Below are 14,143 nucleotides of genomic sequence, written 5' to 3' on the forward strand. Positions count from 1 at the left end.
GAGGTGTCCTCTTCAGGTGCGGGGCGCGTCGCCCCGCGGGGTTTTCGCGGCGGCCGCGAGCGCGCGCTTCAGCACGGCAAGCGAGCCGATGTGGTTGGCCAGCACCAGCACCAGGCGCGCATTGAAGTCGTGGCTTTCGTCGGTACTGAGGCCTTCGTGCGCCGCCAGCAGGGCTTCATAGAAGTCGTCCGCGGCGCCCAGGTTCGGGGCAGTGATCAGCTCGTCGTCCTTCTTCATGCGCGGCTCCTCGCGCCCTTGGCCAGCGCCCGGTCGAAGGCGTCGCGCAGCGCCTGCGGCCCGGGTGCACGCCAGCGCGCGCAAACATGCTGGTCAGGGCGCAGCAGGTAAACGGTGCCCGGCTGCGCGTCGTAGCGCTGCGCGGCGAGCTCGCCCTCGCCGCAAGCGGCCACGCGCACGACCTGCAACGGCCGGTCGGCCGCGGCGATGGCCGCAAGGCTGCGCTCTGCCGTCTCGTCCTCGCCGAAGACCAGGGCTGTAAAGCGGCCCGGCAGCGCGCGCAACAGCCAGCCAGTGCTGCCGTCGGCACGCACGATGGGCGCGTCGTCGGCCGGCGAGCCGGGCACCATCTTGCCTTCGAAGGCATCCACGTCGGCCGTGTTCAGCGGCGACCCATGCAAGGTGGTCGGGACCGAGAGGCGGCCGCTGTTGACCAGCGCGCGGGCAAAGGGCTGGGTCTTCGACAGCTCGAGCACCGCGTCACGGAACAGGCGGCTGACCGGGCTCTTGGGCGTGATGAAGTCGGTGGCCCGGGTGGAGTTGCGGATGTTCTCGTCCGCGGCGTACTCGCGCTCGCTGCCGTAGCTGTCGAGCAGCGCGTCGGGGGCCTCGCGCTTCACGACGGCCGCCAGTTTCCAGGCGAGGTTGTCTGCGTCCTGCACGCCGGAGTTGGCGCCGCGCGCGCCGAAGGGCGAGACGCCGTGCGCCGAGTCGCCGGCGAACAGCACGCGGCCGTGCCGGAAGCGCTCCATGCGCTGGCAGGCGAAGGTGTAGACGCTGGCCCAGCCGATGCTGAACTGGACCCGCTCGAGGCCGATGCTGTCGAGCAGCGCACGCACGCGCGGGATGATGCGCTCGTGCCTGCGTTCTTCCACGGGATCGGCGTCCCAGCCGAGCTGGAAGTCCACGCGCCACATACCATCTGCCTGCTTGTGCAGCAGCACGCTCTGGTTCGGATGGAAAGGCGGGTCGAACCAGAAGCGGCGCTCGGTGAGGGCTTCGGCCCCCACGCTCGGCACTTCGTGTCCCCCAAGGGGGCGCTCGCCCGTCTGGGGGCGGCCCGGCGGCGGGCGGTCGGCATCCATGCTGATATCGGCGATCAGGAAGCGGTCGCGGAACACGCGGCCTTTCGCCTCCTGGCCGAGCAGCTGGCGCAGGTTGGAGCGCGAGCCATCGCAGGCCGCGACGTAGTCGGCGGCGAGGCGGTAGCTGCCCTCGGGCGTCTCGATCTCCAGCAGCACGCCGGCGGCACCGTTGTCGATGCCCACCACCTTGTTGTTCCAGCGCAGGTCCACCAGCGGCAGCTCTGCGGCGCGCTCCGCCAGGTAGCCTTCGACGTAGTACTGCTGGAGGTTGATGAAGGCAGGCCGCTCATGGCCGGGCTCCGGCAACAGGTCGAAGCGGTAGATCTGCTCGTCCCTGAAGAAGACCTTGCCGACATTCCACGACACGCCCTTGGCCACCATGCGCTCGCCGCAGCCGAGGCGATCGAAGACCTCGAGCGTGCGCTTGGCGAAGCAGATGGCGCGCGAGCCCGTGGACAGCGTGCAGTCGTTGTCGAGCAGGACGACAGGCACCTGCTGCTGGGCGAGGTCGATGGCGAGTGCGAGGCCGACCGGCCCGGCGCCGACCACCACCACCGGATGGCGCGCGGGCGGCACGGCGTCCTGGTCGGGATGGCGGTGATAGTCGAACCGCAGCGATTGGTAATCGACGGGAGCAGTTGCGTCCACGGTCTTGTCTCCGCGATGCCTCAGCCTTCGAGCGCCTTCCACATCTCGACGTCCCGCTCGGCCGTCCACACCCGCGGATCGCGGTGGCCCGAGGCTTCGTCGTAGGCGCGGCTCACGTCGAAGGGCATGCAGTGGTCGAAGATCACCCACTGGCTGTACTTGGGCTTCAGCTTCACGTAGGTCTCCTGGTAGACGGCGTTGAGGTCGCGCCCCGCCTTCACGCCGACCTGCACGCTCTCGTAGACATCGGCGATGAAGCTGCGCGTGCCCGCCAGGCCCCTGGCCACTTCTTCCGGCGTGGTGAGCGCGGCGCCGCGGCCGGGCACCAGGGCCTTGGGCTCCAGCGCGGCGATGTTGTCCAGCGTCTTCGGCCAGTCCTGGAAATAGGCGTCGCCGGCATACGGCGTGGCATCGAACTCGACCAGGTCGCCCGACAGCAGGGCCTTCTCGCCCGGCAGCCAGACCACCGTGTCGCCCTTGGTATGGCCGCGGCCGAGCTGGATCAGCTGCACCTCGAGCTTGCCCAGCCACAGGGTCATCTTGCCGCTGAAGGTCATCGTGGGCCAGGTCATGCCCGCGGGCACCGTCTCGACATTCTGGAACAGGCGCGGGAAGCGACCGATCTCGCTCGCCTTGTCGGCCTCGCCGCGCTCGACGATCAGGTCGTAGGTGTCCTGGCTCGCCAGGATTTCCTGCGGCTGGTACGCGCTCGCGCCCAGCACGCGCACCGCGTGGTAGTGGGTGAGCACCACGTACTTGATGGGCTTGTCGGTCACCTCGCGGATGCGCCGCACCACGTCGGCCGCCATCGCGGGCGTGGCCTGGGTGTCTGCCACGAGCACGGCGTCGTCGCCAATGATGATGCCGGTGTTGGGGTCGCCCTCGGCGGTGTAGGCCCAGGCGTGTTCGGAGATCTGGCTGAAGGTGATCTTCTTTTCTTCGAGGTCGGCCTGGCTGGCGAAAACCTTGGTCTGGCTCATCGGGGTCTCCTTTTTCGGAATTCGTCTAAGTTGAACTAATTCGTATGGAACGAATGAAAGCGCAGTGTAGTCCCGCTTTCCGTTCATGTCTAATGCCTTCTGCATGAACAAACGCGAGACGGTCATGGCCACTGACAACAGCGATCGCGCGCAGCGCGGCATCCAGAGCATCGAGGTGGGCGGCCAGCTGCTGCGCGCACTGGTGCACCACGGCCAACCCATGGCCCTGAAGGACCTGGCCCGCGAGGCCGACATGTCTCCCGCCAAGGCGCACCCCTACCTGGTCAGCTTCAGCCGGCTCGGGCTGATCGAACAGGACCGCGCCAATGGCCACTATCTGCTCGGTCCGCTTGCCTTGCAACTGGGATTGATCAGCCTGCAGCAGGCCGACCCGGTGCACGTCGCAACGCCGCTGGTGGCCGGGCTCGCGCAGGAGATCGGCCACACCACGGCGATCGCGGTGTGGGGCGATCGCGGCGCCACCATCGTGCGGGTGGCCGAATCGCCGGCCGCCCTGCATGTGAGCATGCGGCACGGCACGGTGTTCTCGCTGACGAGTACTGCGTCGGGTCGGCTGTTTGCCGCTTACCTCGAGGCCGACGAGGTCAGGCGCATGCTGGACAAGGAGCGCCGCCGCGAGAAGAGCAGCGCCCGGCCGGAGCGCCACGTGGGCATGCCGCCGGCGCCGCCGCTGCCGGACTGGAAGGCCTTCGAGGCCCAGCTGCACGCGGTGCGCGAACACGGCATGAGCCGCTCCGATGGCGAGATCGTGCCGGGGGTGAGCGCGATGTCGGCGCCGGTGTTCGACCACACGGGCGCAATTGCGCTGGCGATCACGGCGATAGGAACCACGGCGGTCTTCGACGCCAGCTGGGAGGGGTCGGTTGCGCAGGCGCTCAAGCGCTGCGCCGGCGAGGTCTCGCAACGGCTGGGCGCGGCAGGGCGCTGAGGGGCCTGCATCAGCTTCAGCCGCCGGCGGCGGCGCGCGCGGCCTTCAGGGCCCGGCCGCGCTCCAGGCTCTCGGCCGGCCAATGCTCCGCGCTGCGGTAGTACTCGGGCACTGCAGGCACGCCGGGCGGCAGTTGCACCCAGGGCTGCTTCGACGATGTGAAGATGTGGATGTCGGGCGGGAGCTGGTCCGGCCTGTCGAGCGTGCCGACGCGCACGAAGCACACCGCCTCGCCCGCGCCCGCGTAGTGGCTCCACAGCGCGACCCGGCAATGGGGGCAGCGGGCGATCTTCTGTCCCTTGCCGCTCAACGAGGGCGTGAGCACCATTGCCGGCTCACCTTCCAGCAACTGAAGGCGGTCGGCCTCGATCATCGCGTTGAGCGCGAAGGCGCTGCCGCTCTCGCGCTGGCACCAGCGGCAATGACAGCAATGGACGATGAGGGGGCGCGTCGTCATGCAATAGCGCACGGCGCGGCAGGTGCAGCCGCCTTCGAAGGGGAAAGAAGGGATGGTCATGGTCGGTCTACTGTGGCGCGCCGGCCGACGGAAGGCAACGGCCGTTTCAGCCCGCCGATGCGCCGAGCGCCACAAATTCGCCTTCGAGGCGGCCGACCTCGCGGCCCTTCTGTTCCAGTACCGCTCCCACTGCGATGCGACCCCGCGCCTTGCGCGTCAGCATGCGCAGGAAGGCCGGCCAGGTCTCGACCTCTTCGGGGACGAACGATCGCGCCGTGAAGTCCCCGGTGATGGGCAGCCCATAGTCCATGCTGTTGCGCTGGATCACCAGCCGGCTCGCAATGCCGGCGCGCTGGAGCCGGGTGTGCAGCAGCGACCATGCGGCGAGGATGGCCACTGCCGAGGCGCTGCCGCCGAACACCGTCTCGCGGTGGTTGATATTGGGTGCCAGCGGTGCCGCGAGCACGACGGCCGCCTCGTCCGCCATTTGCACGCTCACCTGCATGGCCTTCGACAGCGGGATGTGTGCGTGCAGATAGGCCTCGAGCTCGGGTGGGCTCACTTGGAGCGCCCGTCGAAATGCTGCACCGGCACCGCATCAAGGTCGATCCCCTCGATGCATCGGATGTTGATGGCCGCCATCTTGTTGCCCTTGGGGTCGGTGCCCTCGCCGAAGGGGTGGATGCCGCAAACCGGGCAGAAGCGGTGCGAGATGACGTGCTTGTTGAACAGGTAGGTGCTCATGTCCTCGGGCGGGGTCTTGAGCACCAGCTTGTCGTGTGGCACGAACCACATCAGCGAGCCCTTGCGCTGGCAGATCGAGCAGTTGCACGCCATCGCGCCCTGGATCTCGCCCTCGACCTCGAAGGCGATCCGGCCGCAATGGCAGCTGCCTTGGTAATTCATTGGAGTCTCCGTTGGAAATGCGGGAGCTCAGTATGGCAGCGCCTCGTATCACGGTTTCATGGCTGACGATGCCATGGAAAACTGCCGATCGGTCTTCTACGTACCGAGTACGAATCGTACGGTGCGGGCTACTAGATGTTCATTTTTCCAAGCGGCGAACGACCCCGCAGGCCGCGAGAAAGGTGGCTTCAGTTCTTCGCCTGCTCGAGACCGTCGCGAGTACGAAACGCCTCTTCCCGTGCGGCTTGTGCAAAGTCCTCGCCGGCCGATGCATAACAAATGGCGCGCGAGGAACTGACCACGATCGGTGCATCGGCGCGCCAGCCCGCGCGCACCGTCGCGACCGCATCCCCGCCCTGGGCGCCAACGCCGGGAATCAGGAGCGGCACGGTCGGCGCAAGCGCGCGGACCCGCTCGATCTCGGCGGGATAGGTGGCGCCGACCACCAGGCCCAGCTGGCCGTTCAGGTTCCACGGGCCCTGCACCAGCTTCGCAATGTGTTCATACAGGAAGGGCTCGCCTTCCACGCTGGCGAGACGCTGCGCCTGCAGGTCGTCGCCGCCGGGATTGCTGGTGCGGCACAGCAGGAAGGCACCCTTGCCCTCGTGGCGCAGGTAAGGCTCGACCGAATCGAAACCCATGAAGGGCGAGAGTGTGACCGCGTCGGCGCCGTAGCGCTCGAAGGCCTCGCGCGCGTACTGCTCGGCGGTGGAGCCGATGTCGCCACGCTTGGCATCGAGGATGACCGGCACCTGGGGGGCGTTGCGGCGCAGGTGCTCCATCAGCTTTTCGAGCTGGTCCTCGGCCCGGTACGCGGCAAAGTAGGCGATCTGCGGCTTGAAGGCGATCACCAGGTCGGCCGTGGCATCGACGATGGCGGCGCAGAAGTCGTAGATCTTGTTGGCGTCGCCCTTCAGGCGGGCGGGGAACCTGGCGGGTTCGGGGTCGAGGCCGACGCACAGCAGCGAGCCGTTGCGGCGCTCGGCGGCGCGCAGCTTGTCCAGGAAGATCATGGGGCGGAATTCTAGGCGCCCACCCGGCAGGCGCTCAGTTCGGCGGCGGCGGCAATTGCGCTGCAGCCAGGCATAGGTCGGCCCACGCGCGGGCCTTGTCGGCCGGATTGCGCAGCAGGTAGGCCGGGTGGTAGGTCACGACGACGGGAACGTCCTCCCACCCCGGCGTGGCAATGCGCGCCGGCTGGCCGCGCAGGCGGCCCAGCGGCTCGCCGCTTTGCAGCAGGCTCTGCGCGGCCAGTGGTCCCATCGCCAGGACCACCTGGGGCGCCGGCCCGACATCGGCCAGGCCCTCGGCGATGGGACGCGGGCTGCCCGGCTGGCCCGAGGCGACGCCGCGGTGGGTGCGCATCAGGCGCACGGGCGCGCCACCGCCATGCAGTTGCAGGGCCCGCAGCATGGCCTCGAACAGACGGCCGGCATCACCGGAGAAGGGCTCGCCATGACGGCCGTCGAGCTCAGGGGGCATGTCGGCGACGATCAGCCAGCCGCCCTTCTTCTCGGGGCCGTAGAGATGGCGCGTGGCCTCGATCAGCACGCTCGCGCCGGAGGGCGCGGCCAAGGGACGAGGCGCAGCAGGTGGCGCGGAGCTCGGCGTTGGCACGGCGGCGCGAACGGGCACCGGCGCAGCGATGGCCTCCTCGGGCGCGCTTCGCTCCGACGGCGCTTCCACGGCCGGCGGCGCATCCATCCGTGCCGCTGCGGGCCACCAGAGCTTGATGCCCATCTCTTCGAGCATCGCGCGCTGTCGCGCGTCCAGGTTCAGGGTACCGTTCATGTCCTGTCTTCTACTTCAAGCTGCCCCAGGCGCTGCCGGATTCATTGAGGCGCAGGCTCATCACCACCGCGTCCTCGCGCGCCTGGCCTTCGGCCGGGTAGTAGCCTTTGCGCACGCCGACCCGCCGGAAGCCGTGGCGCTCATAGATGGCCAGCGCTCGCAGGTTGCTGGCTCGCACCTCGAGCCAGAGCCACTGCGCGTTCTGGCCGCGCGACCAGCCCGACAGCGCCTCCAGCATCAGCGGCGCCCAGCCCTGGCCCTGGAAGATTGGCGCCACTGTAATGTTGAGGAGATGCACCTCGTCGACGCCCTTCATGGCGACGAAATAGCCGATCAGCGTCTCGCCGGTCTGCCCCGCCAGCCGGCTCCAGAGCGCGCGCGGCCGCCGTGGCGGCACGGCCTCGTCCGGCAGGACGGCCGGGGCTACCAGGCATTGGCAGTGGTAGCCCGCGATGATCGAATCGCCGAAGTTGGCCGGCGTCCAGGGGTGGGTGTAGGCGCTGCGTTCGATCGCGCATACGGCCTGAATCCGCTCGATCGTGATCGGTTCGAGGCGGGCTTCACGCGGCTGAAGGACTGCGCTCATTCGATCACCCCCGCGCTGTGGGCTGCGGTGCTATTGACCTTCAAAACGACCGTGCGGCTCATGTCGATCAAGTGGTTCGTGCCGCCTTGAGGGCGGCGCGCTCCTGGGTGGTTTGTGCGACTTTATCGCGAACATACAGCGGCCATGCCTGCGCGGGAGCGACCGCCCCACCGGCGGCAAGCAATCCAGGCGCAAGCCTCAACATTGCCTCGGCAGTGGGGAGCACCTCGTGGTACGCCGCGGCTGTCGGCAGGCGCTCGCCATAGGCGGCGAAGACATTCCCGGCGAGCACCCAGCCCGGCGGCACCTGCACCTGCTCAGGCGCCAGGAGCCGCGGCTCGGCGTCCGCTTGCGCGGGCGGCCCAAAATCGTAGTCGGCGGCGTAGAGCTCATCCATGCGCGCATCGAGCAACGCGACCACGCGCGTGGCGCCGAAACGGTGGCGCGCCTCCTCGGCCACCGCGTGCAGCGTGTCGACGGGCAGCAGCGGGACACCCGCGCCATAGCCCAGGCCCTGCGCGACCGAGCAGGCGGTGCGCAAGCCGGTGAAGGAACCGGGGCCGCGCCCGAAGGCGATCGCGTCGAGCTCGGCCATGGCGAGGCCGGCTTCGGCAAGCAGTTCCTGGATCAGCGGGATCAGGCTGCCGGAGGCTTGGGGGCCGCCCGCGCTGGTGCGCGAGACCAGGCATTCGCCGTGGCGCACCGCGACCGACAGCCACTCGGTGCTGGTGTCGAACGCCAGAAGCTTCGTTTGTGCGGCCATCACGCGATTATCCCGGTGCGACCACGCGCCATGCCGTACGGGGGCATGCGGGTCGATGGCTCCGGATAATCGCGCAATGCCTCACGCCCCGAAGCTTCTGGCGCAGCGCGCCGCCCGCCTGCTCATCCTGTTCGCCTCACTGGCTTCGGCGCCCGCGCTGGCCCAACCCCTTCCGGGCGACGTGGAGGCCGCGCTGGCGCGTGCACGGGTGCCGCGCGACGCCGTCACGATGCTGGTGGCCGACGCCGACGGTGTGCGCCCGCCGAGGCTTGCCTGGCGCACACAGGTGCCGGTGAATCCGGCCTCGGTCATGAAGCTGGTCACCACCTACGCTGCGCTCGACCTGCTGGGCCCGGCCTTCACCTGGAACACGCCGGTGTACGTCGACGGACCCGTCCGGGACGGGGTGCTGGCCGGCAACCTCTACATCCAGGGCCAGGGCGATCCCAAGCTGGTGCTGGAGCGGCTGTGGCTGCTGCTGCGACGCGTGCAGGGGCTGGGCATCCACACCATCGCCGGCGACATCGTTCTCGACCGCAGCGCCTTCGAAGTGCCCGAGACCGACCCGGCCGCGTTCGACGGCGAAGGCCAGCGCCCGTACAACGCCGCGCCCGATGCACTGCTGATCAATTTCAAATCGGTGGTGATGACCTTCCAGCCGAACCGCGACGGGCAGACGGCGCAGGTCAACTTCGAGCCCTTCCTGAGCGGCGTGAGCACGCCGTCCACGGTACCGCTTTCGGCCGGCGAGTGCGGTGACTGGCGTGCCGCGCTGGCGCCGGCGTTCGGCGATCCGGCGCGCATGGGCTTCGCAGGCAGCTACCCCGCGGCCTGCGGCGAGAAGACCTGGGCGGTGGCCTACGCGGACCCGCGAAGCTATGCGATGCGTGCGGTCGGCGGGATGTGGGCCGAGATGGGTGCCCGCCTGAAGGGCCAGGTGCGCGAGGGCCCTGTTCCGTCCGGTCTCAGGCCGGCCTTCGTGTTCGAGTCGCCGCCGCTCGCCGAGGTGGTGCGCGACATCAACAAGTACAGCAACAACGTGATGGCGCAGCAGCTCTTCCTCACGCTCGGGCTGCAGCAGAAGCGGCGCGGCACGCTGGAAGGCGCGCGCGCAACGCTGCGCCAGTGGTGGAACGATCGCATCGGCACCGGTGAAGGCCAGCCCGTGTTCGACAACGGTTCGGGCCTGTCGCGCGAGGAGCGCATCAGCGCGGCGGCGCTCGCGAAGATGCTGCAAGTGGCCTGGCGCTCGGCCCAGATGCCCGAGCTGGTGTCCTCGCTGCCGGCCATGGGCGTGGACGGCACGCTGCGCAAGCGCACGCTGCGCCGTGGCGGCGCGGCTCACCTGAAGACCGGGAGCCTGCGAGACTCCGCAGCCATCGCGGGTTATGTGCACGGCGCAAGTGGCCGGCGCTGGGTGGTGATCGCGATCGCGAACCACGCCAGCGCGGGCGCCGCGCGGCCAGCCTTCGATGCGCTGGTCGAATGGGCAGCACAGGACAACTGAGTGGGCCCGCGTCGCCGAGGTGACCGGACCCATGCCGCGCTTGGGGTTTCCCTTGTCCTGGTTCGAAGGGCGCGGGCCTAGGATCGGGCGCTTCGTGCCTCCTCTTACCAGCGAACACATCCATCGGAGACAGCCCATGAATCCTCGTCTGCATCTTCTGAGCGCCTTGGTGGCGGCCAGCCTGCTCGCCGCCTGCGGTGGCGGCGGTGACGGCGGCGGTTTCGCCTTCGTCGGCGCGGGGACGGGTGGGGGCAGCGCCGGTCCAGGCACCGGCGCGCTCAAGGAGCCGCCCGTCATCGTCACGACACTGACGACCTCACAGATCGACGGCGGCACCGCCCAGAGCGGCCTGCAGGCGCTGAGCGGCAAAGCGCGGTGCGATGTCAACGTGATTTCGCTCAACTACAGCACCGTGGGCCCGAAGGGCGAGGTCACCAACGCGTCGGGCGTGCTGCTGATGCCTGCGGGAACCTGCGCCAACGCGGTACCGCTGGTGGCCTACGCCAAGGGCACCGACGTGCAGAAGCCGCGCACGCTCGTGAACCCGCAGGACCCGGAGACCTTCATGCTGACCGCGATGTACGCGGCACAGGGCTACGCGGTGGTGGCCACCGACTATCTTGGCTATGCCAAATCCACCTTCCCCTACCACCCGTATCTGCATGCCGACTCGGAAGCCCGCACGGTCCTCGACTCGGTGAGGGCGGCCCGTGCCGCCGTGGCGAGCGCGGGCGGTTCGCTCTCGGGCAAGGTGATGTTCACCGGCTATTCGCAGGGCGGGCACTCGTCGATGGCGGCGCACCGGGCTGCCGAGCGCGACAACGCCACGGAATTCAACGTGGTGGCCGGGGCGCACCTGGCGGGGCCCTACAACATGTCGGGCTCGTTCAAGCTGCCCCAGGCGATCGCGGGCTACCAGTTCTTCGTGCCCTTCATCGTCAATTCTTACCAGAAGGTGTACGGCGACGTCTACACGGACGTGAACACGGTCTACAAGCAGCCCTACGCCAGCTACATCGAGAACCTGCTGCCCAGCCCGACGCTGAACTACACCACGCTCGTGACCAGCGGCAGCCTGCCCGGCGCCAATGGCGAGACGCCGAACCAGGCACGCGACGCGCTGTTCCAGAGCGCCTTCCTCGTGGACGTCCAGACCAATCCGAACAACGCGCTCTTCCTCGACGCCAAGAAGAACGACCTGCTCGGCTGGAGCCCCCGCGCGAAGACGCTGCTGTGCGGCGGCGCCGGCGATCCGACCGTGCCGCCGGCGGTGCACATGGTGCCGGCGAAGGCGGACTTCGATGCACGCGGCGTGACCACTGTCACGACGGTGGACGTGGATGCGCAGATCCAGGCAACGTATGGACCCGGCGGCAAGGCGCCGACCGATCCGACGACGGCCGCCTACGCAACCTACTTCGGCGCCTACCACGGCACCTACGAGCCGCCCTTCTGCCACGTGCGCGCACGGGCCCTGTTCGACACGGTGAAGTAACGAAAGGGGCTCAGGCTGCGGCGGCGCGCTGCAGCCGGTCGCGAACGCCTTCCCACTCGGGACCGGTGGGTGGCGTCTCCACCCAGATCAGCTTGGTGCCTTCGGCATCGAAGGTGCGCAGCACCGCGAACAGTTGCTGGGCGACGGCCGCGGCATCGTCGGGCATGCGCCGCAGCAGCACACGCTGCGAGCGGCACTTGAGCGGACTGCGCGACCACACGGCCAGGTGCGCAGCGTTGGCGCCCAGCACGTCGAGGCCGGCCTGCAGCGCCCTGGCGTCCATCAGCCGCAGCTTGGCACTGGGCGCGTAGTGCGCCTCCAGCGTGCCCGAAGCGCGCGGATCGGGAGCCGCCAGCGCGTGCCTGTCGCGCAGCGGCTCGCCGCAGGCGGCCTCGATCTGGGTGCGGGTGATCGCACCGGGTCGCAGCAGCACCGGCTGCCCGCGGCTGCAGTCGACGATGGTGGATTCGATGCCCACCTCGCAGGGGCCGCCATCGATCACCAGCAGCGCGTCGCCGAACTCCTGCTGCACATGCAAGGCGGTGGTGGGGCTCACGCGGCCGAAGCGGTTCGCGCTCGGCCCCGCCACGCCGGACACGCCTTGCTCGGCACAGGCAACCAGCAGGGCCTGCGCAACGGGATGGGCTGGGCAGCGCAGGCCGACGGTGTCCTGCCCGCCGGCCGCGGCGGCGGCGACGCCGGGCTGGCGCGTGACAATCAAGGTGAGCGGACCAGGCCAGAAGGCCTGCACCAGCTTTTGCGCGAAGGGCGGCAGCGGCTGGGCGAAACGCGACAGCGCCTCCGTGCCCTTGACGCCGGCCGCCACATGGACGATCAGTGGATGGTCGCTGGGCCGGCCCTTGGCCGAGAAGATGCCGGCCACCGCATCGTCGCTCGCCGCATCGGCGCCAAGCCCGTAGACGGTTTCCGTCGGAAAGGCGACCAGGCCGCCGGCGCGCAACACGCGAGCGGCTTCCTGGATGACTTCGGGCGAATGGCCGTCGCGGATCGTCATCGCGATCAACTATTCGGAGAGTGGAATCGGCAGGCCCAGCAGCGCGGCGGCGAAATCGGCCGTGCTGCGGATCGCCTCGATGTCGTCGCCGGTGATGGTGAGATGGCCCATCTTGCGGCCACGGCGCGCTTCGGCCTTGCCATAGAGGTGCAGGTGCGTGCCCGGCAAGGCCAGCACGTCGGCCCAGCGGGGCTGCATGGGCTTGGGTTCGTCCTCCGGGAACCAGAGGTCGCCCAGCAGGTTGAGCATCAGTGCGGGGCTGTGCTGGCGCGGTGGATTGAGCGGCAGGCCGGCGAGGGTGCGCACCTGCAACTCGAACTGCGAGACGTCGCAGGCATCGAGCGTCCAGTGGCCGCTGTTGTGCGGGCGCGGCGCCATTTCGTTGACGACGAGGGCCCCGTCGGCCAGCACGAAGAACTCGACGCACAGCACACCGACGTATTGCAGGCCTTCCGCTATGGCCACGGCCGATTCGACGGCCAGCCGTGCGGTCGCCTCCGGAATGTTGTTCGCGTGCACCTCGGTCACCGCTAGGATGCCGCCACGATGCAGGTTGCGCTGGGGCGGGAAGTGCACGATCTGCCCGTCATGCCCGCGCGCGACGATGACAGAGCACTCGAAGTCCAGCGGCAGCAGCTTCTCCAGCACGCAGGGCACCTGGCCGGCGCGTTCCCAGGCGGCGGCCAGTTCGTCGCGGTTGTCGACACGCTGCTGGCCCTTGCCGTCGTAGCCGAGACGCGCGGTCTTGAGGATGCCCGGCAGCAGGTTCGGCGGCACGAGTACGATCTGCTCGGCCGACTCGATGACCGCGTAGGGCGCGCAGTCCACGCCGCAGCCGACAAAATGGCTCTTCTCGCGCACACGGTCCTGCGCGATCGCCACCGCGGTGGCGCCGGGCCGGACCGGCCTGGCCACCGCGAGATGCTCCAGCGAAGCGGCCGGCACGTTCTCGAACTCGGTGGTGATGGCATCGGCCAGGCCGGCGAGCCGCGCGAGGCCGTCGACGTCGGCGTAATCGGTGTGGATGTGATGATGGCTCACGCGCCCGGCGGGGCTGTCGGCATCGGGGTCGAGCACGGCGGTGAGATAGCCCATACGCTGCGCCGCATGCACGAACATGCGGCCGAGCTGGCCACCGCCCACCACGCCGAGCGTGGCACCGGGCAGGATAGGGGTCACAGTGCGCCTCCGCCCTGCGGCGAGAAGGGGGACACCGCCGCAGCGTCGGGCGGCGGCAATGTCATCGCTCTTGCGGCTTCGGTCTGGTTTGCCCGGAAGGCATCGAGCCGCTCGCGCAGGCCCGGATCGGCCACGGCCAGCATCGCGACCGCGAACAAGGCCGCATTGGCCGCTCCGGCATTGCCGATGGCGAAGGTCGCGACCGGCACGCCCTTGGGCATCTGCACGATGCTGTAGAGCGAATCGACGCCGTGCAGGTGGCGGCTCGCGACCGGCACGCCCAGCACCGGCACCGTCGTCTTGGCCGCCAGCATGCCGGGGAGGTGCGCCGCGCCGCCGGCGCCCGCGATGATGGCCACCAGGTTGCGGGCTGCGGCGCTCTCGGCGTAGGCGAAGAGTTCGTCCGGCATTCTGTGGGCAGAGACCACCCGAGCCTCGTGGGCGATACCGAATTGCTGGAGAATCTCGACCGCGCTGCGCATCGTCTCCCAATCGGAGTTCGAGCCCATCACGACGCCGACCTGTATGGCTTGCTTCATGGTTTC

At 69.2% G+C, this 14,143-nt stretch carries 16 protein-coding genes; 3 read left to right on the forward strand and 13 right to left on the reverse strand.

The genetic code is table 11. The features are described 5' to 3' along the window. Positions 1-12: 12 nt before the first annotated feature. Genes G3W89_RS26545 through G3W89_RS26555 form a run of 3 tightly spaced genes read right to left on the reverse strand, consistent with a single transcriptional unit; the run spans position 13 to position 2,950 of the window. Entirely contained in the window at positions 13-237 is a 225-nt protein-coding gene (locus G3W89_RS26545; protein WP_162576948.1) for a DUF2783 domain-containing protein, read from the reverse strand. Continuing rightward, a complete protein-coding gene (locus G3W89_RS26550) occupies positions 234-1,970 on the reverse strand; it encodes an FAD-dependent oxidoreductase (RefSeq protein ID WP_162576949.1) in 1,737 nt (578 codons plus the stop codon). Before G3W89_RS26550 ends, G3W89_RS26545 begins: the two co-directional genes overlap by 4 nt. 20 nt (positions 1,971-1,990) lie before the next feature. Then, positions 1,991-2,950 carry an MBL fold metallo-hydrolase gene (locus G3W89_RS26555; RefSeq protein WP_162576950.1) on the reverse strand — a complete coding sequence of 320 codons (960 nt, stop codon included), beginning with the start codon at positions 2,948-2,950 and terminating at the stop codon, positions 1,991-1,993. A gap of 124 nt (positions 2,951-3,074) precedes the next feature. On the opposite strand from G3W89_RS26555, the gene G3W89_RS26560 reads away from it, so the two are divergent. Continuing rightward, positions 3,075-3,899, forward strand: coding sequence for an IclR family transcriptional regulator (locus G3W89_RS26560; protein ID WP_162577665.1), 825 nt, complete (start codon positions 3,075-3,077; stop codon positions 3,897-3,899). A 16-nt stretch (positions 3,900-3,915) separates the two neighbouring features. Here G3W89_RS26560 and G3W89_RS26565 read toward each other — a convergent pair whose 3' ends face one another. The 7 genes from G3W89_RS26565 to tsaB form a co-directional block, all read right to left on the reverse strand. Beyond that, positions 3,916-4,416: a GFA family protein gene (locus G3W89_RS26565; protein WP_162576951.1), complete on the reverse strand. Its 501-nt coding sequence runs from the start codon at positions 4,414-4,416 to the stop codon at positions 3,916-3,918. Positions 4,417-4,462: 46 nt separating this feature from the next. Next, positions 4,463-4,918: a YiiD C-terminal domain-containing protein gene (locus G3W89_RS26570; RefSeq protein ID WP_162576952.1), complete on the reverse strand. Its 456-nt coding sequence runs from the start codon at positions 4,916-4,918 to the stop codon at positions 4,463-4,465. Continuing rightward, positions 4,915-5,262 (reverse strand): GFA family protein, encoded by a 348-nt coding sequence (locus tag G3W89_RS26575; RefSeq protein ID WP_162576953.1) that lies wholly within the window; start codon positions 5,260-5,262, stop codon positions 4,915-4,917. The genes G3W89_RS26570 and G3W89_RS26575 overlap by 4 nt, the downstream gene beginning before the upstream one ends. 188 nt (positions 5,263-5,450) lie before the next feature. Then, the gene (pyrF, locus tag G3W89_RS26580; RefSeq protein ID WP_162576954.1) at positions 5,451-6,275 is read right to left on the reverse strand and encodes an orotidine-5'-phosphate decarboxylase; all 825 of its coding nucleotides are present in this window, start codon (positions 6,273-6,275) and stop codon (positions 5,451-5,453) included. 34 nt (positions 6,276-6,309) lie between these two features. Beyond that, a complete protein-coding gene (locus G3W89_RS26585) occupies positions 6,310-7,053 on the reverse strand; it encodes a uracil-DNA glycosylase family protein (RefSeq protein ID WP_162576955.1) in 744 nt (247 codons plus the stop codon). A 10-nt stretch (positions 7,054-7,063) separates the two neighbouring features. Next, entirely contained in the window at positions 7,064-7,639 is a 576-nt protein-coding gene (gene rimI, locus G3W89_RS26590) for a ribosomal protein S18-alanine N-acetyltransferase (RefSeq protein ID WP_162576956.1), read from the reverse strand. A gap of 67 nt (positions 7,640-7,706) precedes the next feature. After that, positions 7,707-8,402: a tRNA (adenosine(37)-N6)-threonylcarbamoyltransferase complex dimerization subunit type 1 TsaB gene (gene tsaB, locus G3W89_RS26595; RefSeq protein ID WP_162576957.1), complete on the reverse strand. Its 696-nt coding sequence runs from the start codon at positions 8,400-8,402 to the stop codon at positions 7,707-7,709. Between the two features lie 76 nt (positions 8,403-8,478). On the opposite strand from tsaB, the gene dacB reads away from it, so the two are divergent. After that, the gene (dacB, locus tag G3W89_RS26600; protein ID WP_162576958.1) at positions 8,479-9,909 is read left to right on the forward strand and encodes a D-alanyl-D-alanine carboxypeptidase/D-alanyl-D-alanine endopeptidase; all 1,431 of its coding nucleotides are present in this window, start codon (positions 8,479-8,481) and stop codon (positions 9,907-9,909) included. A gap of 136 nt (positions 9,910-10,045) precedes the next feature. Then, entirely contained in the window at positions 10,046-11,404 is a 1,359-nt protein-coding gene (locus tag G3W89_RS26605; RefSeq protein WP_162576959.1) for a lipase family protein, read from the forward strand. Positions 11,405-11,414: 10 nt separating this feature from the next. Here the strand turns inward: G3W89_RS26605 and G3W89_RS26610 are convergent, their stop codons facing one another. The 3 genes from G3W89_RS26610 to purE are packed head-to-tail and all read right to left on the reverse strand — an operon-like array spanning position 11,415 to position 14,137. Next, positions 11,415-12,419: an L-threonylcarbamoyladenylate synthase gene (locus tag G3W89_RS26610; protein ID WP_162576960.1), complete on the reverse strand. Its 1,005-nt coding sequence runs from the start codon at positions 12,417-12,419 to the stop codon at positions 11,415-11,417. A 9-nt stretch (positions 12,420-12,428) separates the two neighbouring features. Further along, positions 12,429-13,598 (reverse strand): 5-(carboxyamino)imidazole ribonucleotide synthase, encoded by a 1,170-nt coding sequence (locus G3W89_RS26615; protein ID WP_162576961.1) that lies wholly within the window; start codon positions 13,596-13,598, stop codon positions 12,429-12,431. Next, positions 13,595-14,137, reverse strand: a complete 543-nt coding sequence (gene purE, locus G3W89_RS26620) for a 5-(carboxyamino)imidazole ribonucleotide mutase (protein WP_162576962.1) — start codon at positions 14,135-14,137, stop codon at positions 13,595-13,597. The genes G3W89_RS26615 and purE overlap by 4 nt, the downstream gene beginning before the upstream one ends. Between the last annotated feature and the right edge of the window lie 6 nt (positions 14,138-14,143).

Source organism: Variovorax sp. PBL-H6 (assembly GCF_901827155.1).
Classification (GTDB): domain Bacteria; phylum Pseudomonadota; class Gammaproteobacteria; order Burkholderiales; family Burkholderiaceae_C; genus Variovorax.

Bases quoted from the DNA above. Each gene is read 5' to 3' on its own strand.
- G3W89_RS26545 (WP_162576948.1), bottom strand. From the start codon at position 237: ATGAAGAAGGACGACGAGCTGATCACTGCCCCGAACCTGGGCGCCGCG.
- G3W89_RS26555 (WP_162576950.1), bottom strand. From the start codon at position 2,950: ATGAGCCAGACCAAGGTTTTCGCCAGCCAGGCCGACCTCGAAGAAAAG.
- G3W89_RS26560 (WP_162577665.1), top strand. From the start codon at position 3,075: ATGGCCACTGACAACAGCGATCGCGCGCAGCGCGGCATCCAGAGCATC.
- G3W89_RS26565 (WP_162576951.1), bottom strand. From the start codon at position 4,416: ATGACCATCCCTTCTTTCCCCTTCGAAGGCGGCTGCACCTGCCGCGCC.
- G3W89_RS26575 (WP_162576953.1), bottom strand. From the start codon at position 5,262: ATGAATTACCAAGGCAGCTGCCATTGCGGCCGGATCGCCTTCGAGGTC.
- pyrF (WP_162576954.1), bottom strand. From the start codon at position 6,275: ATGATCTTCCTGGACAAGCTGCGCGCCGCCGAGCGCCGCAACGGCTCG.
- G3W89_RS26585 (WP_162576955.1), bottom strand. From the start codon at position 7,053: ATGAACGGTACCCTGAACCTGGACGCGCGACAGCGCGCGATGCTCGAA.
- rimI (WP_162576956.1), bottom strand. From the start codon at position 7,639: ATGAGCGCAGTCCTTCAGCCGCGTGAAGCCCGCCTCGAACCGATCACG.
- tsaB (WP_162576957.1), bottom strand. From the start codon at position 8,402: ATGGCCGCACAAACGAAGCTTCTGGCGTTCGACACCAGCACCGAGTGG.
- dacB (WP_162576958.1), top strand. From the start codon at position 8,479: ATGCCTCACGCCCCGAAGCTTCTGGCGCAGCGCGCCGCCCGCCTGCTC.
- G3W89_RS26605 (WP_162576959.1), top strand. From the start codon at position 10,046: ATGAATCCTCGTCTGCATCTTCTGAGCGCCTTGGTGGCGGCCAGCCTG.
- G3W89_RS26610 (WP_162576960.1), bottom strand. From the start codon at position 12,419: ATGACGATCCGCGACGGCCATTCGCCCGAAGTCATCCAGGAAGCCGCT.
- purE (WP_162576962.1), bottom strand. From the start codon at position 14,137: ATGAAGCAAGCCATACAGGTCGGCGTCGTGATGGGCTCGAACTCCGAT.